Source organism: Dehalobacter sp. (genome assembly GCA_023667845.1).
In the GTDB taxonomy this organism is placed as follows: Bacteria; Bacillota; Desulfitobacteriia; order Desulfitobacteriales; family Syntrophobotulaceae; genus Dehalobacter.
Genome location: JAMPIU010000206.1, coordinates 36,837 through 59,106 on the forward strand (window position 1 = coordinate 36,837; position 22,270 = coordinate 59,106).

Here is a 22,270-nt window from a genome sequence, read left to right on the forward strand (position 1 = left end):
TTTTTGAATATTTGTTGTATTTTTTTCCCTTTGTTTTATTTCTTCTGTAACTCTTCTGTAACTCTTCCTCATAAAAAGATTTGTCTTTTTTTTGCCTGAATAGCAAAACATTTCATCGTATTTGCGCTGTAGAATTGAACAAACTAAAATAAGAAAAAATAAAGAGGTGATTTAGTTTGGGGAATTCTGACTTGAATCAACTAAAATATGAAGTTTCCAAAGAGTTAGGTATCATGAACAGCGGACCGCAGGAATATGCACAGTATCTGGACAACGCCAAATATGAAGTAGCCAATGAGTTGGGCATCCAGTTAAACAAGGGATATAATGGAGACATCACATCAAGGGATGCTGGCCGGATTGGCGGCCAAATTGGCGGTAGAATCGGCGGAAATATGGTTAAAAAGATGATTGAATTTGCTGAAAGTAACATGGTGAACAACGGTGGAAAACTCTAGTACTGATTAAGAGGATGGTTTCGTTTCCATCCTCTTTTTTAAATGATCACATTTCCTCAATTTCCTCATATTCTTTAACCAAATCACGGATCATCTTCCCTGCAGGTAGGATTTCAGTTATTTTTTCAATATATTGTCCTGAAAAAATCAGTCCCTGATCCAAATTACCCTGTTGGGCATTGATCAAGGCTTCCTTTATGCAAAAAGTTGCTGTGCATTTTTTTAAACAGCCCTCACATGTTTGTGGGGATTTTACTTTCCCCAAAAGGATTTCATCTGTAAATTTGTTTCGGATTGCTCTCCCGGGCAGCCCGACAGGGCTCTGAATGATGACAATATCCTCTGCCGTTGCTCTCAGATAAGCTTCTTTGAGGGACGGTGCTCCATTCGCCTCTTCACTGGCAGCAAAGCGGATCCCCATTTGCACGCCGTTAGCACCAAGGCTAAATGCCTCCTGTAAATCTCCGGTATCCACAATACCTCCTGCTGCAATGACCGGGATAGAAATAGCCGCCTTGATCTCAGGAACAAGAACTCTCATAGACTGATCTGTTCCGAGATGTCCTCCGGCTTCTTTCCCTTCTACTACGACCGCTGCCGCTCCCAGGCTTTCAGAAATCCTGGCAAGCTTGGCCGTCGATACAATCGGGACTAAAGGGGTTTTTGCCTCAGCGCACCAACGAAAAATGTCCCTGGAAAAACCGGCTCCCTGGATAATCAGGTCAATGCCTTCTTCCAGCGCAGTACAGACAAGCTCCTTGAAACGCGTTGCTGCAAACATAATATTTATTCCGATGATTCCTTTGGATTTCTCCCTGGCCTTTCTGATTTCGCCTTTTAATTCAGTTTCATCCAAAGCCGTCGCAGCAATAATTCCTATTCCACCGGCGTTGGCCACAGCCGCAGCCAGCCGAGAAGTGGAAATTCTAATAGCCATTCCGCCCTGGATGATCGGATACTTCGGGATCAGACCTCCTACTTTTAACACAGGTAACTTCAAAATACAGCCCTCCAATAATTTCTTCAGCAAATTTCTGCGTAATTTTTTGCAAACATTAATTCTTTCTAACGGTTCCCTTTATTCATTAATTTTTCAAGATTATTTTGATATTCAAAGTAATTTTCTCTTTGATTCTACCTCTTTTTGAGCCACTATTCAAGTTTGCTTTTTTCTGTCTATTCCACAACACCAGGCTTTTTCATATTTTACCGCGTAATGTTCATACTACATATATCTGAAAAATGGAGGGCTAAAACAGGATGCATACAATGTGGAAAGGTTCCATAAGCTTTGGTTTGGTTAATATTCCCATAAAAATGTTTGCTGCTACGGAAGAAAAGGATATCCATTTCAGATACATCCATAAGGAGTGCAGTACTCCTCTTAAGTATCAAAAGCATTGTCCGACATGTAACAAAGAAGTAAAAGAAGAAGAAATCGTCCGCGGGTACGAATATGAAACCGGTCATTTTATTGTTATCAATGAGACAGATCTTATCGCCTTAAAATCTGAAGTGGAAGAAAAGTCGATTGAAATCCTTGATTTTATTAATCTTGTGGAAATTGATCCGATTTATTACGACAAATCTTATTACCTGGCTCCGCAGGATACCGGCGGCAAAGCCTATCATCTCCTGCGGCAGTCCATGAATGATACCGGCAAAATTGCCCTGGCTAAAATGACCATCCGCAATAAACAGACGCTGGCTGCTTTAAGGGTTTACAACAAGGTCCTGGTCCTGGAAACCATTTTCTATCCGGATGAAATAAGACCCGTCAGCGAGGTACCGGGGATCAGCGAGCAGCAGGGTGTCAACGAAAAAGAGCTTAATATCGCGACCCAGCTGATTGCCAACTTAACTGCACCATTCGAGCCGGAAAAATATAAGGATAATTACCGGGAAGCACTGAAAGAGCTGATCAATAAAAAGATTGAAGGCAGGGAAATAGAAATTGCACCTGAAGCGCCCCACCGTAATGTCATTGACTTGATGGAAGCCCTTCAGGCCAGTTTAAAAGAGACCAAAAAGCCCTCCAGAAGCAAAACAGAGACGACAGCAAGCTAGTACATGTCGTCTGGACGCCACATTCCGCTCTCGGCAGATAGCGCCTCCATGGCCAGTCGCTCTTTGCCATCCATGGCATCGCGACATTAGGCCATCCGCGGCCGTCTAACAGCCGTGCTCCACATCCGCTCCGCTTACGCTGGAACTACGGCAACAGACCCTGCTATAAAGATTTAAATGTCTGGTACATTGTATTTTTGATAACTCCCCAAATTAGGTCTGGACGCCACAATTCCAGCGTTAAGCGAAGCCGGATGCGGAGCGCGGCTGTTTATGCCATGGAGGGCATAATCAGCCGCAAGCGGACTTGTGGCGTCCAGACCAAACCCAGAATGGAGATTCATATGAAACTACTGGAAGTAATGGAACCTATCCTGGCATCAGAAATCAAGACCGGTGATGAGTGGATCCACCAGATTAAATGGGACGGTATCAGAGGGATATCCTATATTGAAGACGGCAGCCTCCAGATCTATACCAAAAGTGGCAGAGAGCGAACTTCTTTCTATCCTGAAATCCAGATAGCTCCAAAACTGCTGAACGGCCATCAGGCCGTACTGGATGGTGAACTGGTTGTTTTCAATACCGAGAACAGACCATCCTTTCATCTGATCATGAATCGGGAACGCCTCAGAAACCTATCTAATCTGCCAGTCTATCAGCAAAAATACCCGGTCTGCTACATCTTGTTTGATCTTTTGTTCCTTAATGGCACAGACTTGCGCAGCCGGCCTCTAGAAGAGAGACAAGATCTTCTTCGGGCCAAGGTGTCATCTTCTTCCGACATCGCGGTTGCCGATGATTTTACGGACGGCTCAGCTCTGTTTAAGCTAATGAAAGAAAAAAATTATGAGGGAATCGTTAGCAAGAGAAAGAACAGCCGTTACCAAGCCGGCAAAAAACATAATGACTGGTTCAAAACCAAAATCAGCAAAAAAATCCTGGCCATTGTCGGCGGATTATCCTGGAAAGAGCAATTTCCAAACTCACTGCTGCTTGGTATCTTCCAGGGAGACCAGTACCTCTACATCGGGAATGCGAGTCTTGGACTGTCTCAGAAGGACTTCCAGCTTTTCAAAGCTTACGCTTCGGATTATACCCAGAAAAGCAGCCCGTTTGACAACCTCAAGAAAATGAAGGATACGACCTGGCTCAAACCGGACTTGACCTGCTGGGTAAGTTTCCTGGAATGGACAGACAGCAGGAGTCTCCGCCACCCTAAGATTCTTGGTTTCAGCAAAGATCCTGCCTCTGAAGCGCAAGGAAAGGAAACTATCATGGAATGAACCTGGAATTCGACGGCAAGACGCTCAATATAACCAACCCTGAAAAATTATTATGGCCCGCCCTCGGTATCCGCAAGCTTGATTATTTAAAAATCCTGCTGGAATTAGCCCCGTACCTTCTGCCTCACGTCAAAGACCATCTACTGACGACGATCCGTTATCCTGATGGTTTCCAGGGCAAGTCCTTCTTTCAGAAAAACATCCCTGATTATGCCCCTGGGTGGATTCCGACGATCGAATGGCGGGATAATCAGTATATCCTTTTAGAATCAGAAGCAATCCTCATTTGGCTCGGAAACCAGGCCTGTCTGGAATTCCACATTCCATTTAACCCCTATGACAGGGATCAGTATCCTTCTGCACTGGTTTTCGACCTGGACCCTTCCGAAGACCAGACCTTTGAGGATGTCACGGAAGCGGCTCTGCTGATTTTTGAAGAGCTTCAAGCGCTTCAGATTACAAGCTATATCAAAACTTCCGGGGCAAGCGGACTTCAGATCCATATTCCGACAGGCGGGAAGTATGATTACGGTACCGCCAGAAAAATCAATGAATTTTTCGCGGTTTATTTCAGCCAGAAATACCCCCGGCAAATTACCCTGGAGCGCAGTGTCGCCAAAAGAGGCCATAAGCTCTATTTTGACTATCTGCAGATGTGGCAGGGCAAAACCATCATCAGTCCATATTCACCAAGAGCAACAGCCTCCGCCTCCGTTGCCGCTCCGCTGGAATGGGAAGAGCTGCGGCGCGGGGTCAAACCCCAGGATTTTAATCTGCTGAATATCAGCAGCAGGCTGAAGGATAAAGGGGATCTTTTCGCTCCGCTGCTTAATAAAAAAAATGGACAGGACAGAAAGAATAGCCAGGATCTCGACTTTATCCTTGAACGGATTGTGGCCTACAGACAACCCTAGCAAATGATTTTAATCTAATTCAATGAATTTTAATTATAATTTGATAAATCATTTGAAAATAGCGTTTTAGTCGTTAGAGGATGTATGGAACGTGATCTCCGAGTATTTGTCCTTCAATCTGTCCAGGTAGTATTCATCTTCAAGAAGAACGACCAGCTGGTCATCCTGATCTTTGACGCACAGATTACGGAGTCCGCGCAAATTGGCCGGATCAACAGGTTTGTCGCTTCTGACCCAGCGGGCCATATGATGCAGAAGATGATGAAGCTGGATTCTTGTGCCATATTCATTTTCGAGGCGGTATTCCAGGACTTCAAACTGAAGCTTGCCCACAACTCCGACAATCAGTTCCTCCGGCCCATCCATAAAGGTCCGGAAGACCTGCACTGTCCCTTCTTCCGTCAGCTGCTTGATTCCCTTCTGGAACTGTTTGTATTTGGAAAAGTCCAGATTGATGATCTTAGCAAAATACTCCGGTGCAAACTGCGGCAGCTTTTCGAATTCAAAGGTTCCTTCCTCACTCAGGGTGTCGCCGATCCGAAAAATGCCCGGATCAAATAAACCCACCACATCTCCGGGATAAGCCTCTTCCAGGATATCGCGTTCCTGTGCCAAGAACTGCTGTGGCTGCGGAAGCTTGATCTTCTTACCGCTTCGGACATGATTGGCTGCCATTCCACGTTCGAACCTGCCCGAACAGACCCGCATAAACGCAATCCGGTCCCTGTGGGCCGGGTTCATATTGGCCTGAATCTTAAAAATGAAACCTGAAAATTGGGGATCAGTTGGCTGAATGTAACCAACCGAACTTTTTTGCGGTCTTGGCTCAGGCGCCATTTCCAGGAACTGCTCCAGAAAAGTTTGGACACCAATACTGCTCAGCGCACTGCCAAAGAAGACCGGAGACAGCATCCCCTGCTGAATCATTTCCTCATCAAACGGATCCCCTGCAATATCCAATAGTTCCAGATCTTCGCAGAGCTTATTATATAAGGCGGGTTCAAGACAGTCTTTGAGAGCGGGATCTTCAAGTCCGCGTTCGCCCGTATCAATCCGTCTCCGTTCGCCGTCCCGGTAAAGCTCCAGACATTGATGCCGCCGGTCGTAGATTGCACTGAAATCTTTTCCCATTCCGACCGGCCAATTCAAAGGAACCGTATTAATGCCTAAAACATCCTCAATCTCCTGAAGGACATCCAGCGGGTCTTTGCCAAAACGGTCCAGCTTGTTAATAAACGTAAAAATCGGTATGCCTCTCATCCGGCAGACTTTAAACAGCTTGATGGTCTGGGCTTCGACACCTTTGACCAGATCGATTAGCATGACGGCGCTGTCGGCTGCCATCAGCGTGCGATAGGTATCTTCACTAAAATCTTCGTGCCCGGGTGTATCTAAAATATTGATATGAATTCCGTTGTATGAAAACTGCATGGCGCTCGAAGTTACGGAAATGCCACGTTCTTTTTCAATTTGCATCCAGTCGGAAGTTGCATACTTGGCTGTTTTTCTTCCTTTCACTGTACCAGCCAGCCGGATAGCTCCGCCAAAAAACAGCAGCTTTTCTGTTAAGGTCGTTTTTCCCGCATCCGGGTGAGAAATAATTGCAAATGTCCTTCTGGGTTTAATCTGATTCTGGTTCGCCGTCTTTTCCATCAAATTCCCTTTCCTTTTTTACGTGCGTGTTTTTGCCTATATTACTATATCATATTCCTTAACTTTTTTCTTCTTTAACACCCGCATTGCATTCAGGATCGCAATCACAGCCACACCTACATCGGCAAATACAGCTTCCCACATTGTCGCAACGCCCATCGCTCCAAGGATGAGGACGCCTATCTTTATTCCGAGCGCAAAACCAATATTCTGCCAGACAATTCCTTTCGTTTTCCGGGCAATCCGGATTGCCTCGAGCAGTTTGGCAGGTTCGTCCGTCATCAGGACAATATCCGCGGCCTCAATCGCTGCATCCGACCCAAGTCCGCCCATGGCAACCCCGATATCAGCCCTGGCCAGGACCGGTGCATCATTGACCCCATCTCCGACAAAAACGAGTTTACTGCCGTTTTCCTTTTGTTCCTCCAGCGTTTCCAGAACAGCAACCTTTTGATCGGGAAGCAATTCAGCGTAAACTTGGTCAAACCCCAACTGCTGTCCGATCTGTTCACTGATCGCCTTCGTGTCTCCGGTCAGCATAACCAATTTCTTAACTCCTGCCTGTCTCAATCCCCGCAACGCCTCATGAACATCTTTTTTGACTCTGTCCGTAATCAGGATATAGCCGGCATATTGACGCTCAATCGCGATATAGGCAGTCGTTCCAGCCTCGGGTATTTGCGTCAGGGAGATTCCTTCCTCAGTCAGGAGCCTAGCGCTGCCGGCAATGACTTCTTTTCCCTGATATACTGTTTTTACGCCATAGCCCGGTATTTCTTGATACTGGTGGATATCTTTCTGATCAATGCCCTTCGTATTCAGTTTTTTCGTATCGTCTTCGGTGTATCGTTTCAAAATCGAAGCCGCAATGGGATGACCTGAAAAATATTCAGCCGCAGCAGCATATTCCAGCAAAGTATCTTCATCAAACCCCTGAGCAGCTTGTATTCCGGTAACTTCAAACACACCTTCGGTTAGCGTGCCGGTCTTATCAAAAACAACCGTACGCACTTGATTCAGGCCTTCCAGGTAGTTGCTTCCCTTGATCAGGATGCCGTTTCGGGAAGCGCCTCCGATACCCCCAAAAAAGCTTAACGGGATGGAGATCACCAGTGCGCAGGGACATGACACCACGAGGAAGACCAAAGCCCGGTTCAGCCATTCGCTGAACGTGGCCCCTTCAATAAACAGCGGGGGTAAAAAAGCTAAAAGTGCAGCTCCGAGCACAATAATTGGTGTATAGACACGCGCAAATGTTGTCATGAAATTTTCTGTCTTAGCTTTTTTCGAGGCGGCCTTTTCCACCAAATCCAGAACCCGTGCAACCGTGCTCTGCTCATAAACCTTCGTAACTTTCACGGTCAAAACCCCGGTCTTATTGATAAAACCAGCCAGAATACTGCTGCCGGCTTCGACCTCCCTCGGGATAAATTCTCCGGTGAGCGCCGAGGTATCCAAAACAGACCTGCCCGCAAGCACTGTGCCATCGAGGGGAACTTTCTCTCCCGGCTTGATCAGAATCATCTGGCCTTCCCTGACTTCCTCCGGTGGTACTTTGCTTATGGAATCGTCCTTCATTAAATTCGCATAGTCCGGACGAATATCCATCAGTTCACTGATCGAGCGGCGGGAACGGTTTACAGCACTGTCCTGGAAAAATTCACCGACCCGGTAGAACAACATCACAGCTACAGCCTCGGGATATTCCTGAATAGCCAGCGCCCCGACTGTAGCAATAAACATCAGAAAGTTTTCATCAAGAAACTTGCCGCGGCTAATATTTTGGAGTGCCGCCCAGACAATCTTGCCGCCAATCAACAAATAGCTGACCAGAAACAGTACGATTTCAATGGCAGGTTTCAATTTTAGCAGAAACGCAGCCGTAAAAATGACTGCTCCAATGACAAAGCAAACCAGCTCGGCATTCACTTTCTGTTCTTTCTGTTCTTTCTGTTGTTTCTGTTCTTTCTGTTCTCTTCGTTTTTCTTGTTCCGTGGTTTTCTCTTCTTTACTGGCTGCACCAATATCTTTGGACCGGATCCCAGTAATTCTTATCCCGGCTTCAATCCGGGAAGCAATTTTTTCAATTTTGAGGGCGATATCTGTGATCTTTTCAGAATCGTTTACCTCGAGATAGAGTTTACTGCCGGCAAAATCAATATTTGCAGTTTTTATACCATCCAGCTTTTTTACTTCTTGTTCGATTTTAGCCGAGCAGTTTGCACAGCCAAGACCGGCAAGCAGGATGACAGCTTCCTGACTTCTTGTATCCATATCTTTTTTCTCCTCGCTAATTCTTATCCTTCTTTGACATGGAGCATTCCCTGGCCGAAAATGCCTTTGATATGCTCGTCATCCAGCGCATAGAATACGATCTTTCCTTCTTTTCTGTTCTTTACCAGCCTGCATTGCTTAAGAATCCGCAGCTGATGTGAAATTGCCGACTGGGTCATATTTAGCAGAAAGGCTAGGTCGCAGACACACATTTCCGCTTCGGAAAGCGCCCAGAGTATTTTTATCCTTGTCGTATCACCAAATACTTTAAACAACTCGGCAAGATCGTACAGATTTTCTTCCTGCGGCATCGCTCCTTTGACCTTACTGACAATTTCTTCATGAATAACCAGACAGTCACACCGCAAATTCTCCGCTTTTCCCTCCATCAAAACAAACCGCTCCTTTGTATTTGCTCTATCAATTGAATACTCGATTGAATACTTGAATAAGTATTCATATATTATATTATTACGTATTTCTTTTATGGTCAATTCATTTTTCTATTTTTCTAATTTATTTTCCTTGTACGATTTCCTTGTACGATTCTCTGCATGATTTTTTTTAGCTTTTTCTGCCTTGGGTTCAAACGCCACGCTCTTTGAACCGGAATCTACGCATAGCCTGTAAATATTGATTTAAGTTTTTTAAGGCTATTTGTTAGGGTAAAATAAAGATGGACGGATATGAATGAGACCATCATTAATGCCGCCAGATAATGCAGCCAGCGTACAGGGTTTAATCCTCCTGCCGCTTTGACCGCTCTCTGCAGGGGCTTGAAGTAGAGGGTCATCCCGGTAATCATCTGGACCGGGATTAATCCTGCGAGCGAGGTAATCAATATTTTCTGACCTGGATTGTATTTGGGATACTTCGTCTTTTTTTCGGATAGGAAGAATTCGTATTTTAAGAATTCGGGTATTGCCTTTAAGGTCTTGCGGTTCGGAATGATTTCTTTATAGTTTTTGTCTTTAATCCCGTAGCAAATCCGTGCCAGGTACGAATTTAACAGTAAAAACTGGGCGACGGCATGTGTTTTCCGGGCTGAATCCATCCGTTTGAACCCGAAAGCGCGCGATGGGCTGTGAATGTAAAGCCCGCTAAAAATTAAAGCCAGTACGGCCGGCGCATAGACCCAGTGAAGCAATCTGACTGTTCCTGAATGACGTTGCTTTTTCCAATTCATATCATGATCTCCCTAACGGGTGTTCCCGTGGTTATTAAATGTGTCGAACAAGAGGAACAAATGTCAAATGCCCTGATCACCCGGCCGATTTCAATGGGCTGTTTTTCATCCGCAATCGGAATTCCGATCAGCGCTTCCTCAACCGGTCCTCTGCAATTCTGATTATCCCGAGGCGAAAAATTCCAGGCACTTGGTGTAATTATTTGGTATTGGGCAATCCTGCCGTTTTCAATTCGCAGCCAGTGTCCGAGCGGACCGCGCATTGCTCCGGTAATGCCAATGCCCTCGGCATTTTTCGGTACTTCAAAGGGTAAGAATATGCGTCCTTCCGGCTCAAGCTCATCGAGCCAGGATTCCATCAAAGCCCCTACTTTTTGGGCCTCGAGCGTCCTGGCGATCATCCGGTCCATCGTCGATATACCCTTTCGGTAATCTCCTTTGATCCAGAGCCTGGCCAGCGGGCCTCCTTCCAGCGGCACACCGAAATAGCGGGGCGCCTTTATCCAGGAATAAGCGTTTTCTTTTTCCCGTTCGGAAACAGTCCGTCCGTCAGAGGGGTTCCGCGGTCCGGGCTCTGCTGCATACCAGGACCTTGCCGTATGTTCTTTAATCAGCGACAGATCAAGCTTCTGGATTTGGCCGTTCACCACTGCTCCACCTGGAAAATATCTCTCCCGGTCTTGCTCCGTGCATGGAAACAGTCCGTATTCAAGCATATTCGGGGCTCTTTGGCCGAGTTCAAAGTAATCACTGTAAGCGTCTGCAAGGATGTATACATCGGCTACCATCTGATTCTGGATGAACCGATTTACTTTTTGGAGCTTCGACCGGAAATTCATGACCACATCGGCAGAAGGCGGAACTGTAGCCCCTCCAGCCAATATCCCATGAGGGAACGGGGCTTTTCCGCCTAGCAGCGCCACCATTTCGTGAGCCAGGCGGCTTATTTCCAGTGCTAAATACATATTCTGCACCATCGTATCGTTTTTCTTTTTTTCTAGCCGCTTATCTTTTGTATAACCTGGAACAAAGGGGGCTCTCTCTGGCAGGATCAAATAATCCACCAGGGAAAACAAATACAGATGACGGATATGATTCTGGAGAATATCTGCCCCGGTAATCAGGTTTCGCAAAATGTTGGCATTACGGGGCGGCTTGATCCCGGCAGCGTCTTCCAAGGCGTAGGAGGCAGCTGCTCCATGCAGCGATGAGCAGATCCCGCAGATTCTTTCCGTAAGGTATGCGGCGTCCCGCGGGTCTTTTCCCTGCAGTATCAGTTCAAACCCCCTGAAAAAGATCCCGCTGCAGCGGGCATCTACCACTTTTTTGTTTTCAACTGTGACCTCTACGGCGCAGGAGTTGTTAGCCCTTGTAAGTGGCCCTATGACAATCTTTTTCATGAAGTCATTCCTTTTGCTTTATTCGCGTCTTCATACAATCTTTTACCTGCCGTTTTCTTACTTATGACCTTTTTTAAGCCGGGGCCTGATTTTTAGCTTACTCCCGCCTGGAAGATCCTTTTTCAGTGTTTCCGCAAGTCTGCCTGTCAGGATGCTTCCCATCAGATGAGCGCCAATACCAAGCGCGGTCACAACCCCTGTCCATAGGCCCACCCTATTTGCCGTTACTTTGATCCCAGGAAGCTTTACATCCGGTAAGTGTTCAAAGAATGGAACGTTCCCATCGGAAAACTCCGGGCTGGCACAGCCGATACAAGGGGTATTGGCTTTTACCGGCCAGCTTAGATGCTCTCCGTTCCACTGGCGGACAGGGCAATCTGCATAGGTGACCGGCCCTTTGCAGCCGATCTTATACATACACCAGGGTTCTCCCGGCTTAGCGGCAAAGATGCTGTTGTCAAAATAATCCCGCCGCTGGCAAAGGTTATGGATGGTTTCTCCATAGAAAAGTTTGGGCCGGCTATAATCATCAAGTGCTGGCTCGCCGTACTGAATTAAATGGTTTAAAGTGCCCATCATCCATTCGGGGTTGATTGGGCATCCAGGCACATTGATAACTTTTCTGTCCAGAACAGCCTGTAACGATACGCATTTAGAAGGGTTCGGAGCCGCAGCATAGATTCCTCCGAACGCTGCACAGGTACCGGCAGCAACCACATAACGGGCTTCAGCACCCAGTTCCCGCACTGCCTGCAAAGCCGTCCAAGCCTTGCCGTTCCGATAACCGATCACAGAATACAGGCCATTGGACCTCGTCGGGATGCTCCCTTCAACTACCAGGATATATGCTGCTTTATGATTTTTCTGGAGATCATCAAGAACGTTGATGGCATCACTGCCTTCGGACGCGCCCAAAAGATAATCAAAACGAAGCTCTGCAATGCTGCTGATCAACTCCTGGTAGCCCGGATCCTTGGCATTAAGAAGGGAAAGCATGTCGCCGGCACAGGTATTCGTCCCGAGCCAGATAATGAGAGGTTTTGCTGGAACATCTTTATTCACCATCCCCTTACATCCCTTCTGCGGTCTTTCGTACGCTGTTATTTTATACTTCGCGATTTTTTTAGTTCAAAGAATATTATTACCGTATGCTATTGCACTATACGAGATTTACAGGTCTATCCTGTTTTGTTCAGGCATAGATAATTATGATTAGCCTTTCTCAAGGTTCCCCGGAAGGATGAACAAGCCATGAACTTTAAACAATTTATCTTAAGTCTGATTGTAATTGTCTTGTTAGCTACAGGCTGCAAAATCATCTGGGACAGACATCTAATAACCGTAAATGCAGTCGCAGTGTCCCCGGTTTCCGATTGGGAATATGAGGCCGTAATGAAAAGGGATATCCTCTGTCTGATGCTGGCCTATCCCGAAACCATTACCGGTGTGGATAAAGCATCTGAAAATGAGGTCTATGTCCTTTTAAAATCCGGGAAAAAAATCTTATATGATGACCGAAAAGAAAAAAACTCCTGGCAGAAATCTGGGAGCCCCGACCTCCAGGATATGATGGATCAGCTCTACCCCTTATCCAAGATTACGGAGATTTTGCCGAATTACTACAACCCTGGCTGCGCAAGAGTTTATCCGCTTCTGAAAGAAGCCTATGGAACGAGCAAGAAAGCAATCCTGTCCAATCTGATCAAAGTCAGCATTGGCTACAAGTATGTAGAGTTTAACGGTAACAATAAAGCTGCAGAATCCTTAAAAGCGGTCATGAAAGAACTGCTTCCGTTGTCCCGCCAAAGCCATAAGGTGTACGCTGCTTCTTTTCCGAGCAGCGGGGCTTTCAATTACCGGCTGATCGGCGGTACAAATAGGCTGAGTTCCCATGCCTACGGTATCGCAATCGATCTTAACAGTAATAAATACGATTATTGGCGCTGGTCCACCCGTGAAGAAGGTCAGAAAAGGCTTAATGCCTATCCCCAGGAGGTCTCTGCTATCTTTGAGAAATATGGTTTTATCTGGGGCGGCAAATGGGGAAATTTCGATATTATGCATTACGAATACCGTCCGGAAATCATTCTGAAAGCGCGTTATTTTTCCGAAAGACCCGTCTCGGGGATTCCATGGTATGACGGTTTACAAAGCAGCCAGAAAGCCTGGGAATATATCTGGCTGATTGAAGAAAGCCTGTAGCTTTATATGCTTAGCGTTCAGTCAACTTGAATCGCTAACAACACTGAATCGGGAACATCCTGGCGGTATTTTTTCTTTCATGATACAATTATTCACAACAATACATTACTATTTTATGTCATTTTTGGTAATATTAATCATGATATACAAGTTGATCTGTTACGTTGAATATGTACGGGAGTTTTTACTCTTAGGAGGTCCTGAACCATTGAATAAAAGACAGTTGGGGCAGCGGGGCGAAGATATGGCTTTGGAACATATTAAGGAAGCCGGCTTGAACATTATCCAGCGCAATTATCGTTGTCCCAAGGGAGAAATCGACATTATCGCCAGGGATGGGAAAACAATTGTATTTATCGAAGTCAGACTGAGGAGTTCCAATTGCCGGGGATCCGCAGAAGAAAGCATCGGCCTCTGGAAAATCCAAAGGCTTAAAAGTATTGCCTCGTATTATCTTCTGGAACAACACTATCGTCAATGGCCGCAAATCAGGTTTGATGTTTTCGCCATTAACATGGCTGAAGGCGTTCCCGAGTTTAATTGGATCCAAGGGGCACTATAAATGGCTCATTTTCTTTCCGTTTCTATTGACGTTTCTGTCTGATGTTTCTGTCTGTTTTCTGGTTTCTGTCTGATTCCACAAAGCTCGTTAAAATTTTACTATATTCATCCATTAATGTAATTTTATAGAAGGATATTTGCTGTCAGAAGCGAATTCTGTTTTCGAGGTGAAAAAAATGTTTGCTTCTGTCAGCGGAATGTCTGTCGACAATCTCTCGGCCCAGCCGGTCAGTGTCGAAGTGGATATTGCCAATGGTCTTCCCTGTCTGGAAATTGTAGGCCTTGCGGCCACTGCTGTGAAAGAGGCCAGAGACAGAGTCCGGTCAGCGTTGAAAAACTCAGGTTTCGATTTCCCTTTGAAAAGAATTACAGTTAATCTTGCTCCTGCAGACCTGCGCAAAGAAGGCTCCGGTCTGGATTTGCCGATCGCATTGGGTATATTGGCTGCCATGGAAGAACTGAATAACTCCGTACTGAACCGCTATGTTTTTGCCGGCGAACTTTCCTTGGAAGGTCTTTTGCGTCCGATACCGGGTGTTCTGACCATGGCGCTGGCTTTAAAAAGCGAGCCAGAAAAACAAGTCCTGATTATACCGCCTGCGAATCTGGCCGAAGCGAGGCTTGTAACCGAAATAAAGAGTGCAAGCGTGATCAGCCTTGCTGAGCTAGTGGGGATTTTGAACGGAGAAGACAGTTTTTCCGTAATTCCTTCTCCGCCCTCTGCCGAAATCCTTGAAAAGGTATCTGTGGACTGGTCGGATATCCATGGCCAGATACAGGCCAAACGTGGACTCGAAATTGCCGCCTGCGGCGGGCATAACCTAATTATGGTTGGTCCGCCCGGCTCCGGGAAAACGCTGCTGGCCAGAGCATTTGCCGGGATCCTGCCTCCGCTCACGGTTGAGGAGAGTCTTGATGTGACTCAGCTTCACAGCCTGACTGGTATTATCCGGGGAAATGGACAGCTGATTACGCAAAGGCCTTTCCGCAGCCCTCACCATACGGCTACAGTTGCCGGAATCATCGGCGGGGGACAGAAAATTAAGCCCGGGGAACTCGCCCTGGCCAATCATGGTGTTCTCTTTCTGGATGAACTGCCTGAGTTTTCCCGGGAAGTCCTCGAAGCACTCCGTCAGCCGCTCGAGGATCGGAAACTGACGTTAATCCGTCTGAGAGGCAGAATCGAGTTTCCGACACGCATTTGTGTCATCGCTTCGATGAATCCGTGTCCGTGCGGTTATTTTGGGGAGAATGGCCGGGAATGTTCCTGCACACCCCTGCAGGTTAGCCACTACCGTGGGAGGGTTTCCGGACCCTTACTGGACCGCTTTGATCTTCAGCTTGAAGTGCCCCGTTTGAGCTATGGGGAGTTAAAGCATGGGGACAACCGGGAAACCTCTGAGATTGTCCGCAACCGGGTGATCAGAACCAGAGAAATTCAGTACAAAAGATTGAATGAGAGCAGGACAAACTCAGAAATGACCGGACGCGAAACAAAAGTGCTGTGCCAATTGGACAGCGCCGGTGAATCCCTCCTGCAAAAAGTTTTTGATAAGAACCTCTTCAGTGCCCGGGCCCACGACCGTATCCTGCGGGTAGCCAGAACGATTGCTGATATGGTGGGATCAGAAAATATCCGGGCGGAACATCTGGCCGAATCACTACAGTACAGGGCTTTGGACAGGGCAAATTTGCATGAGATAAATTAAATTAATTCAGAAAAATAAAGTCTAAGAAAAAACAAAAAATAAAGGCCGCTTATAAAGCCTTTACAATTATTCATGATTTTGATTTTCAGACTCTTGACAATCTAGAATTACGATCATTTACAATTAAATAGTTTTTTGTACAGACACAAACAACCTTTTTCATTCCATAATATGGATATATAATTTGACTGAATGGAGTGATTAGTTTGCATCATCAGGTTCACAAGGGAGACAATTTATCAAAAATCGCGCGTTTACACGGCGTGACCATCGTAATTTTATTAAGATTGAACCCTCATTTAAAAAAACGCAGACACCGAATTTATGTTGGAGAAAAAATCCGCGTTAGTTGAAGATAAATATAGAGCTCATGGAAAAATACGTCTCAGAATAGTAAGGGATAGCCGCTTTCGTGCAGCTATTCCTTACTTTTTCCGGATATATGCTAATTATTATTCTAATAACCCTATTGTCTTATAGCTTCTTTATGTAGGCGCATGTTCTAAAATATATACTTACGTATCACAAAAGCTTACGTATCGTAAAGATTACCCAAGCTTGTACTGCGTTCCGGTAATGATTTCTTTGATCGGGGAGAAACTTTGCCGGTGGATTGGGCAAGGACCAAAGCGGTTTATTACCTCCATGTGCAACTTGGTTCCATAACCCTTGTGTTGATCAAAATGATATTCCGGATAAAGCTGATGCATCTCATCCATCAGCTCATCCCTGGTGACCTTGGCCAGAATTGAAGCTGCGGCAATACTCGCACTAAGACCGTCTCCACCAATAATGGCTTTCTGAACCGTATTAATGTTCAGCATGTCCCTGCCGTCAATAATGATGTAATCAGGGTTGGGTTTCAGGTTTTCCAAGGCTCTTGTCATCGCCAGCTTTGTAGCTCTTAATATGTTCAGCAGGTCAATTTCCTCGGATGTCGCACTTCCCAGCGCAAAAGCTACAGCCTGCCTTTTAATTTTTCCCGCTAATTCTCTTCTTTTCTTTTCCGAACATTTTTTAGAGTCATTCAGACCGGGCAGGTCAAACTCCCTTGGGAGGATGCAGGCAGCGGCAATAACAGGCCCGGCAAGTGGGCCTCTCCCTGCTTCATCTACACCGGCAATACGTGAATACCCTTCAGCGAACAAACCTTTTTCTATCTCCAGGAGTTTCTCTATCCTTTCGATTTCATTCATTCCTTCATCTCCCCAGCTGAATAAAATGTGGCACATACGCCAGAGACCAGTCTCCGTAATGTATAGAAGCGTCAAATTTTAATCCATCGTCACTTTGGCGATCTTACCGCTGCGGAACTCACGAAGAAAGATCTGGGCGGCTTTGAAGGTATCGATCCTGCCACCGCTAACCAAACAGCCTCTTTTACGGCCAATTCCTTCAAGATCAGTGTCTGTTTCTTCAAGCTTGTAAAAGCTTTGCAGTTCCTGAGGATAGTTCTGTTTAAGCCAAGCGAGAAGCCACTGGGCAAGTTCTTCCTGGTCGAATACCTCATCTCTTACCGCGCCGGTCACAGCCAGCTTCCTGCCTACTTCGGGATCATCAAATTTGGGCCAAAGCATACCCGGAGTATCAAGCAACTCGACTTTATCATGTATCCTGATCCACTGGTTGCCGCGCGTAACACCTGGTTTGTTGCCCGTCTTGGCTTGTGAACCGCCGGTCAGCTGATTAATCAGCGTAGACTTGCCAATATTGGGTATCCCGACAACCATGACGCGAATAGGTCTTCCCCGCACTCCCCTGGCGGCCAGCCGTTCTCTTTTATCCGTCATCAGTTCGTCGAGCAGCGGGACAATTTTTTTGACGCCAACACTGGTCATGGAACTAATCGCTAAAACAGGTCCTTCTTTGCCAAGTTCAGCTAACCACTGGTCGGTCCTCTTTTTGTCGGCCAAGTCCGATTTGTTCAACAAAAGCAAGCGGAGCTTGTTTCCAAGCAGCTGCTTCAGCAGGGGATTCCTGCTGCTCAGCGGCAAACGAGCGTCTCCCAGTTCCATGACAATATCAACCCAAGCCAGTTGTTCTTCGAGCTTTCTTTTCGCTCTGGTCATATGACCAGGATACCATTGAATGTTCATAATCCTCCATAGAAAACGAAAGAGCTGAATTTCTCCAGCTCTTTTCCATCTTCTCTGTTATTAGCGGCGTTCTCTGATTCTGGCCGATTTGCCGTAACGGTCACGCAGATAGTAAAGTTTCGCTCTGCGGACAATACCTTTACGTACAACTTCAATCTTGTCAATACGTGGAGAATGAAGGGGGAATGTTCTTTCTACACCTACTCCGTTGGAAACACGGCGCACGGTGAAAGTCTCCCTTAAGCCATCGCCCTTCCTTTTAATCACAAGCCCCTCAAAGACCTGAATACGCTCACGAGAACCCTCGATAATACGTACATGTACTTTGACTGTATCTCCAGGACGGAATGAAGGAATATTATCTTTAAGCTGCTGCTCTTCAATCATACGAATATAATCCATAATAAATTACCCCCTTCCTTGCCTAGATGTTCTTAACTTCTTACATCAAGCCAGAGGACCATCCGTTTTTTACACTGTATCATATTACCACACACACCAAAAATGCGCAATATACTATATCTTTTTTACTAAATCTCTAGTTAATATTCTTCAAGTTTTCGATACAGCGTCAATTTTTGCTTGTCCTTCATATCTGCTTTTCATTTCTGTTTTTTCTGATCTTCTCTGATTCCGGGATTATATAAAACGGCCAAACCAGTATTTTTCAAATCCGAGTTTTGCCAAATAGGCTGCCCGTGTTGGCTTCCATAGAGAGATCGATGGGCTTGGCTTTTTATAATACTGAACCGATGAATATCGGGCTCGACCGAACCCGGTATTCATGATTCAGGTTCCCTTTCCTTTATAGGTATATTCCGGCTTTGCCCCCCTGGACAGAAGATAGATATTTCTTGCCACTACATCTGCCTGGTAATGCGCAAACGTGCCGGCTTTCGGTGCGTAGGCCCCCATTACCGGAAGCTTTACCGCTGCAGCATCACCAATGGCATAGATTGTCGGGTAATTTGTTTCCAGCGTGTGAAGGTCTACTTCAACAAATCCACTGCTATCCACCAAATTCGACTTTCGCAATACCTCCGGAGTCCAGTGAGGCGCAATACCCAACAAAAGATCCGCAGCAATTTTCGTGCCATGATCCAGGATTAAAGCTTTTTCCTCAATCCTGAGCACTTTCGCTTCCGTGATCAATTCTATCCCTTTTTCAGCAAGCATTTTCCTTACGCTTTGCCCAACCTTGGGCTTGGCTAATGGCTCCGGGGAGTAATCCGGCGTCACCAAGATAAGCTCAATTTTATTTCGAATTCCCCTTTTTCGAAAAAACTGGTCCAAAAGAAACATTATTTCATAAGGAGCAGGTGGACATTTGTAGGGCAAGCTAGATATAAAAAAAACAATTCGTCCGGAGGAGAAATTGTTTAATTGCTGATTTATCTTTCTCACCCCATCAAAATCATAAGCATTTAAAGCATATTCTTTGAATCCGGGTACGGTCTCCGTGTGATACTCCACTCCCAAAGAAATAATCAAGTAGTCAAAAGGCAAGACTCCCTGATTTGTTGAGACCTGATGTCCGGTTACATCGATTTTCTGTACTTCCTGATGCAAAACATGGATATTCTTCTTTTTTAAATTGGTTAACTTCCTTGTTATATCCGTTGGTTCTCGCTGACCGATCATCAGAAGTGGATAAGCGGCTGCAAAGTAATGATTTACTTCCCGGTCTACGACCGTTACCTGCATGGAATCCCCCGCCGCATTTTTAAGAATATTGGAGGCAACAATACCGCCGATTCCCCCACCCAGAATTAAAGTGTTTTTCATAATCTCACCCCAGCACTATTTTCTCCAAAAGAAAACACTTTATTCTAGTGCCTTGTCAATCCGAAAGATCGCGATTAATGGCCTCTGAGCCTATCCAAAATGATTGCCGCAGCTGACCGGACAGACAGATGATTATAGTCCCCAAAACCATAAACCGGCTTCAGAATATAGTCTGCTTTTTCCATTTCTTCCTTTATAATACCCCAACCTGTTCCGAAAAGCAGCAGAAAGTCCTCATCAGTTTCCTCGAGTTTCCGGCGCAGGTCGGAATATTCAATCGTATTCCGATACAGTCTCGCATCCGTTGCAACCGTGAATAATTTCTTGCCGGGATTCCTGCTTTTGATTTCCTGGACAACTTCTTCCAGCGTCGAAGCAAGCTTCACTTTCTCAAAAGCTTCATATCTATTGGGGTTATATTCAGCGCCATACCCTTCCCGCCAAAAGCCCATGATCCGCCGGGCGAGATCCTGCTGAGCCGGACCGGGATGGACAACATAATAGGTATTCACCCCATAAGTAGCTGAGCTTCGGGCAATATCGTGCAAATCAAGGTTGGTTATCGACGTTGCGATCTGCTCCATATTTTTGTTGTAGACAGGTGCGTGAATAAGGGCTACATATAATTCTCCCATTATTTCCTCCAGATCTTATTAAATAGTAATCTAGGGTTAGTCTGTGGGTCACAATATCCGCGTGCCATGGATGGCATAATCCGTTTAAAGGCCGCGCTACGCAATCCTGCTCCGCTCACAGCGGAACTGTGGCCCCCAGACTGATCGTAGGATTATTTACGCAGATCTGCATGCCAGAATGCAGATCTTTCTTTAGACGCATAAGCATTCACTTCGTAAGACGGCACTAGAAACGAGGCTTACAACGAAAAGCAATACGCTAAATAAGTGGCTATATAGCATGCAGACCTGCCACAATAGGTCTTTGGTCTTTATACTACTCACTCTTAATTCGTCGTCTCCGTTTCGGAGCAGTCTTTAAATGCTCCCATTTCTCGCGGTAAATCTTAATCTCCGGATGATCGAGCGCAAGTTCCTCTAGAAGTGGATAATCTGTTTGCTGAAACTCTATCTGCGGGATTAAATCACTTCTTTTCAGGAGAGTCCTTCTCAGAGACTCTTTTCTACGCCAGCATTCAATGTTGGCGTGGTGTCCTGAAAGCAGAACCTCGGGCACCTGCATTCCTTCAAAGTCGGGAGGACGTGTATACTGAGGATACTCGAGCAGACCCTGACTGTGGGAATCATCCTCTTGAGAAACACTGTTCCCGAGGACGCCCGGTAAGAGCCTTGCCACCGAATCGATCATCACCATCGCAGCAAGTTCTCCTCCCGTTAAAACATAATCTCCGATGGACATCTCCTCATCGACCAGGGCGCGTATTCTCTCGTCAAATCCTTCATAATGGCCGCACAAAAAAACTAACTCATCATACCCAGCCAGTCTCAAAGCTTCCCGCTGCTCAAATTTTTTCCCCTGAGGCGAGAGCAAAATAATTCGGCGGCTTCCTGCAGGCTCCGGCAAATTCCGGACAGCCTTGAACAGAGGCTCCGGCTTTAAAACCATTCCCGAACCCCCGCCATACGGGATATCATCCACATTTTTATGTTTGCTCTCGGCATAATCGCGGAAATTGACAAGCGCTATCTCAAGCAGGCCCGCTTCCTGAGCCCTTTTCAGAATGCTTTCTTTTAATGGCGCAAACATTTCCGGAAAAATCGTCAGTACCGTAAACTTCATATGCAGCCTCTCTTTATGCTAAGACTCATCATCGAGTAGCCCCGGAGGCAAAATGACATCCATTCTTTTCGCCTGGACATCCACCTTTTTGACAACGGTTCTTAAGGCCGGAACACAGAATTCAGTTTTTTCGCCGCGGACAATATAGATATCGTTCGAACCAGTTTCCTGAACTCTTATCAAAGTTCCCAGCAGAATATCATTCTCGTAAACCTGCATTCCCTCAAGCTCAAAGTAATACCAGCGGTCTTGCAGCGGAGGAATCTCCGATCGATCTAGCCTGACCTCAAATCCACGGATCTTTTCAGCATCCTCCCTGGTAGCAATGCCTTCCAAAGTCAGGAACACGATACCTTTCGGATCGATCCTTACCCCCTGGACATGAAAAATTTTTTCAGTCTCTCCATCAGATAGATAAATTTCTTTCAGATCCCTGAACCGCTCTGTATTATCCGTAATCGGATATACCTTGATCTCTCCTTTGATACCCTGCGGTTTCAGGACCTCTCCAATTAATACACTTTCCAAGGCGTTACGCCCTTTCCTTTAAAGAATTTCCGAAATCCATCCATCCCATTTAAAGAAAACTTGGCCATCGTCAGCCTTAGCTGTCCTTAGATGGTTCAAAAAGCACTTAGCGTTTTTCTGAACCAGTAAAGTCAAAAAGGGCCTGAGCCCTTTCCAACCTTACTGGTCAATATCAACAATAACCCTGCGTCCGTCTTTCACGGCCGCAGCCTTGACAATTGTCCGGATAGCGTTAGCGATCTTGCCCTGTTTACCGATCACTTTACCCATATCTTCCTGAGCAACTGTCAACTGAAGGTGCACAGTTCTCTCTGTAGCATTCTGAACCACAATAACTTCTTCAGGATGATCCACCAATGCCTTAGCTAGTACCTCTACGACTTCTTTCACAGGAGT

23 protein-coding genes are annotated in these 22,270 nt (G+C 45.9%); 8 read left to right on the forward strand and 15 right to left on the reverse strand.

Features of this window, described 5'->3' with window-relative positions:
- The first annotated feature begins 191 nt into the window (after positions 1-191).
- Positions 192-458: an alpha/beta-type small acid-soluble spore protein gene (locus tag NC238_16665; protein ID MCM1567542.1), complete on the forward strand. Its 267-nt coding sequence runs from the start codon at positions 192-194 to the stop codon at positions 456-458.
- A 46-nt stretch (positions 459-504) separates the two neighbouring features.
- Here the strand turns inward: NC238_16665 and NC238_16670 are convergent, their stop codons facing one another.
- Entirely contained in the window at positions 505-1,458 is a 954-nt protein-coding gene (locus NC238_16670; GenBank protein ID MCM1567543.1) for a nitronate monooxygenase, read from the reverse strand.
- Positions 1,459-1,718: 260 nt separating this feature from the next.
- On the opposite strand from NC238_16670, the gene NC238_16675 reads away from it, so the two are divergent.
- From NC238_16675 to ligD (NC238_16685), 3 genes are all read left to right on the forward strand, one after another.
- Positions 1,719-2,525, forward strand: coding sequence for a Ku protein (locus NC238_16675; protein ID MCM1567544.1), 807 nt, complete (start codon positions 1,719-1,721; stop codon positions 2,523-2,525).
- Between the two features lie 344 nt (positions 2,526-2,869).
- Entirely contained in the window at positions 2,870-3,811 is a 942-nt protein-coding gene (ligD, locus tag NC238_16680) for a non-homologous end-joining DNA ligase (protein ID MCM1567545.1), read from the forward strand.
- Positions 3,808-4,725 carry a non-homologous end-joining DNA ligase gene (ligD, locus tag NC238_16685; GenBank protein ID MCM1567546.1) on the forward strand — a complete coding sequence of 306 codons (918 nt, stop codon included), beginning with the start codon at positions 3,808-3,810 and terminating at the stop codon, positions 4,723-4,725. Before ligD (NC238_16680) ends, ligD (NC238_16685) begins: the two co-directional genes overlap by 4 nt.
- Before the next feature lie 66 nt (positions 4,726-4,791).
- Here the strand turns inward: ligD (NC238_16685) and NC238_16690 are convergent, their stop codons facing one another.
- The 6 genes from NC238_16690 to NC238_16715 all read right to left on the reverse strand — a co-directional run bounded on the left by NC238_16690 (position 4,792) and on the right by NC238_16715 (position 12,303).
- On the reverse strand, positions 4,792-6,378 hold the full coding sequence (locus NC238_16690) for a peptide chain release factor 3 (GenBank protein ID MCM1567547.1): 1,587 nt from the start codon (positions 6,376-6,378) through the stop codon (positions 4,792-4,794).
- 36 nt (positions 6,379-6,414) lie between these two features.
- The gene (locus tag NC238_16695; GenBank protein ID MCM1567548.1) at positions 6,415-8,652 is read right to left on the reverse strand and encodes a heavy metal translocating P-type ATPase; all 2,238 of its coding nucleotides are present in this window, start codon (positions 8,650-8,652) and stop codon (positions 6,415-6,417) included.
- Between the two features lie 23 nt (positions 8,653-8,675).
- Complete coding sequence (locus NC238_16700) at positions 8,676-9,041, reverse strand: metalloregulator ArsR/SmtB family transcription factor (GenBank protein MCM1567549.1); 366 nt, start codon at positions 9,039-9,041, stop codon at positions 8,676-8,678.
- Between the two features lie 224 nt (positions 9,042-9,265).
- Complete coding sequence (locus tag NC238_16705; GenBank protein MCM1567550.1) at positions 9,266-9,838, reverse strand: cytochrome b/b6 domain-containing protein; 573 nt, start codon at positions 9,836-9,838, stop codon at positions 9,266-9,268.
- The gene (locus tag NC238_16710) at positions 9,835-11,238 is read right to left on the reverse strand and encodes a nickel-dependent hydrogenase large subunit (protein ID MCM1567551.1); all 1,404 of its coding nucleotides are present in this window, start codon (positions 11,236-11,238) and stop codon (positions 9,835-9,837) included. Before NC238_16710 ends, NC238_16705 begins: the two co-directional genes overlap by 4 nt.
- A gap of 57 nt (positions 11,239-11,295) precedes the next feature.
- A complete protein-coding gene (locus NC238_16715; protein MCM1567552.1) occupies positions 11,296-12,303 on the reverse strand; it encodes a hydrogenase small subunit in 1,008 nt (335 codons plus the stop codon).
- Positions 12,304-12,489: 186 nt separating this feature from the next.
- On the opposite strand from NC238_16715, the gene NC238_16720 reads away from it, so the two are divergent.
- The 4 genes from NC238_16720 to NC238_16735 all read left to right on the forward strand — a co-directional run bounded on the left by NC238_16720 (position 12,490) and on the right by NC238_16735 (position 16,063).
- Positions 12,490-13,440, forward strand: a complete 951-nt coding sequence (locus NC238_16720; protein MCM1567553.1) for a M15 family metallopeptidase — start codon at positions 12,490-12,492, stop codon at positions 13,438-13,440.
- Between the two features lie 208 nt (positions 13,441-13,648).
- Positions 13,649-14,002 (forward strand): YraN family protein, encoded by a 354-nt coding sequence (locus NC238_16725; protein MCM1567554.1) that lies wholly within the window; start codon positions 13,649-13,651, stop codon positions 14,000-14,002.
- A gap of 175 nt (positions 14,003-14,177) precedes the next feature.
- Complete coding sequence (locus NC238_16730) at positions 14,178-15,710, forward strand: YifB family Mg chelatase-like AAA ATPase (GenBank protein MCM1567555.1); 1,533 nt, start codon at positions 14,178-14,180, stop codon at positions 15,708-15,710.
- Between the two features lie 263 nt (positions 15,711-15,973).
- Positions 15,974-16,063, forward strand: a complete 90-nt coding sequence (locus NC238_16735) for a hypothetical protein (GenBank protein MCM1567556.1) — start codon at positions 15,974-15,976, stop codon at positions 16,061-16,063.
- Between the two features lie 195 nt (positions 16,064-16,258).
- Here NC238_16735 and NC238_16740 read toward each other — a convergent pair whose 3' ends face one another.
- The 8 genes from NC238_16740 to NC238_16775 all read right to left on the reverse strand — a co-directional run bounded on the left by NC238_16740 (position 16,259) and on the right by NC238_16775 (position 22,264).
- Entirely contained in the window at positions 16,259-16,906 is a 648-nt protein-coding gene (locus NC238_16740) for a ribonuclease HII (GenBank protein ID MCM1567557.1), read from the reverse strand.
- A gap of 78 nt (positions 16,907-16,984) precedes the next feature.
- The gene (ylqF, locus tag NC238_16745) at positions 16,985-17,806 is read right to left on the reverse strand and encodes a ribosome biogenesis GTPase YlqF (protein MCM1567558.1); all 822 of its coding nucleotides are present in this window, start codon (positions 17,804-17,806) and stop codon (positions 16,985-16,987) included.
- A 60-nt stretch (positions 17,807-17,866) separates the two neighbouring features.
- The gene (gene rplS / locus NC238_16750) at positions 17,867-18,208 is read right to left on the reverse strand and encodes a 50S ribosomal protein L19 (protein ID MCM1567559.1); all 342 of its coding nucleotides are present in this window, start codon (positions 18,206-18,208) and stop codon (positions 17,867-17,869) included.
- Positions 18,209-18,595: 387 nt separating this feature from the next.
- A complete protein-coding gene (locus NC238_16755) occupies positions 18,596-19,591 on the reverse strand; it encodes an FAD-dependent oxidoreductase (GenBank protein ID MCM1567560.1) in 996 nt (331 codons plus the stop codon).
- Positions 19,592-19,665: 74 nt separating this feature from the next.
- Positions 19,666-20,226, reverse strand: a complete 561-nt coding sequence (locus tag NC238_16760; protein ID MCM1567561.1) for an RNA methyltransferase — start codon at positions 20,224-20,226, stop codon at positions 19,666-19,668.
- Positions 20,227-20,542: 316 nt separating this feature from the next.
- Positions 20,543-21,346, reverse strand: a complete 804-nt coding sequence (trmD, locus tag NC238_16765; protein MCM1567562.1) for a tRNA (guanosine(37)-N1)-methyltransferase TrmD — start codon at positions 21,344-21,346, stop codon at positions 20,543-20,545.
- An 18-nt stretch (positions 21,347-21,364) separates the two neighbouring features.
- Positions 21,365-21,874: a ribosome maturation factor RimM gene (gene rimM / locus NC238_16770; GenBank protein ID MCM1567563.1), complete on the reverse strand. Its 510-nt coding sequence runs from the start codon at positions 21,872-21,874 to the stop codon at positions 21,365-21,367.
- Between the two features lie 159 nt (positions 21,875-22,033).
- Positions 22,034-22,264, reverse strand: a complete 231-nt coding sequence (locus tag NC238_16775; protein ID MCM1567564.1) for a KH domain-containing protein — start codon at positions 22,262-22,264, stop codon at positions 22,034-22,036.
- Between the last annotated feature and the right edge of the window lie 6 nt (positions 22,265-22,270).

Bases quoted from the DNA above. Each gene is read 5' to 3' on its own strand.
- NC238_16695 (MCM1567548.1), bottom strand. From the start codon at position 8,652: ATGGATACAAGAAGTCAGGAAGCTGTCATCCTGCTTGCCGGTCTTGGC.
- NC238_16755 (MCM1567560.1), bottom strand. From the start codon at position 19,591: ATGAAAAACACTTTAATTCTGGGTGGGGGAATCGGCGGTATTGTTGCC.
- NC238_16720 (MCM1567553.1), top strand. From the start codon at position 12,490: ATGAACTTTAAACAATTTATCTTAAGTCTGATTGTAATTGTCTTGTTA.
- NC238_16715 (MCM1567552.1), bottom strand. From the start codon at position 12,303: ATGGTGAATAAAGATGTTCCAGCAAAACCTCTCATTATCTGGCTCGGG.
- ligD (MCM1567545.1), top strand. From the start codon at position 2,870: ATGAAACTACTGGAAGTAATGGAACCTATCCTGGCATCAGAAATCAAG.
- NC238_16730 (MCM1567555.1), top strand. From the start codon at position 14,178: ATGTTTGCTTCTGTCAGCGGAATGTCTGTCGACAATCTCTCGGCCCAG.
- NC238_16700 (MCM1567549.1), bottom strand. From the start codon at position 9,041: ATGGAGGGAAAAGCGGAGAATTTGCGGTGTGACTGTCTGGTTATTCAT.
- NC238_16760 (MCM1567561.1), bottom strand. From the start codon at position 20,226: ATGGGAGAATTATATGTAGCCCTTATTCACGCACCTGTCTACAACAAA.
- NC238_16690 (MCM1567547.1), bottom strand. From the start codon at position 6,378: ATGGAAAAGACGGCGAACCAGAATCAGATTAAACCCAGAAGGACATTT.
- NC238_16705 (MCM1567550.1), bottom strand. From the start codon at position 9,838: ATGAATTGGAAAAAGCAACGTCATTCAGGAACAGTCAGATTGCTTCAC.
- trmD (MCM1567562.1), bottom strand. From the start codon at position 21,346: ATGAAGTTTACGGTACTGACGATTTTTCCGGAAATGTTTGCGCCATTA.
- ligD (MCM1567546.1), top strand. From the start codon at position 3,808: ATGAACCTGGAATTCGACGGCAAGACGCTCAATATAACCAACCCTGAA.
- NC238_16710 (MCM1567551.1), bottom strand. From the start codon at position 11,238: ATGAAAAAGATTGTCATAGGGCCACTTACAAGGGCTAACAACTCCTGC.
- ylqF (MCM1567558.1), bottom strand. From the start codon at position 17,806: ATGAACATTCAATGGTATCCTGGTCATATGACCAGAGCGAAAAGAAAG.
- rplS (MCM1567559.1), bottom strand. From the start codon at position 18,208: ATGGATTATATTCGTATGATTGAAGAGCAGCAGCTTAAAGATAATATT.
- NC238_16675 (MCM1567544.1), top strand. From the start codon at position 1,719: ATGCATACAATGTGGAAAGGTTCCATAAGCTTTGGTTTGGTTAATATT.
- NC238_16740 (MCM1567557.1), bottom strand. From the start codon at position 16,906: ATGAATGAAATCGAAAGGATAGAGAAACTCCTGGAGATAGAAAAAGGT.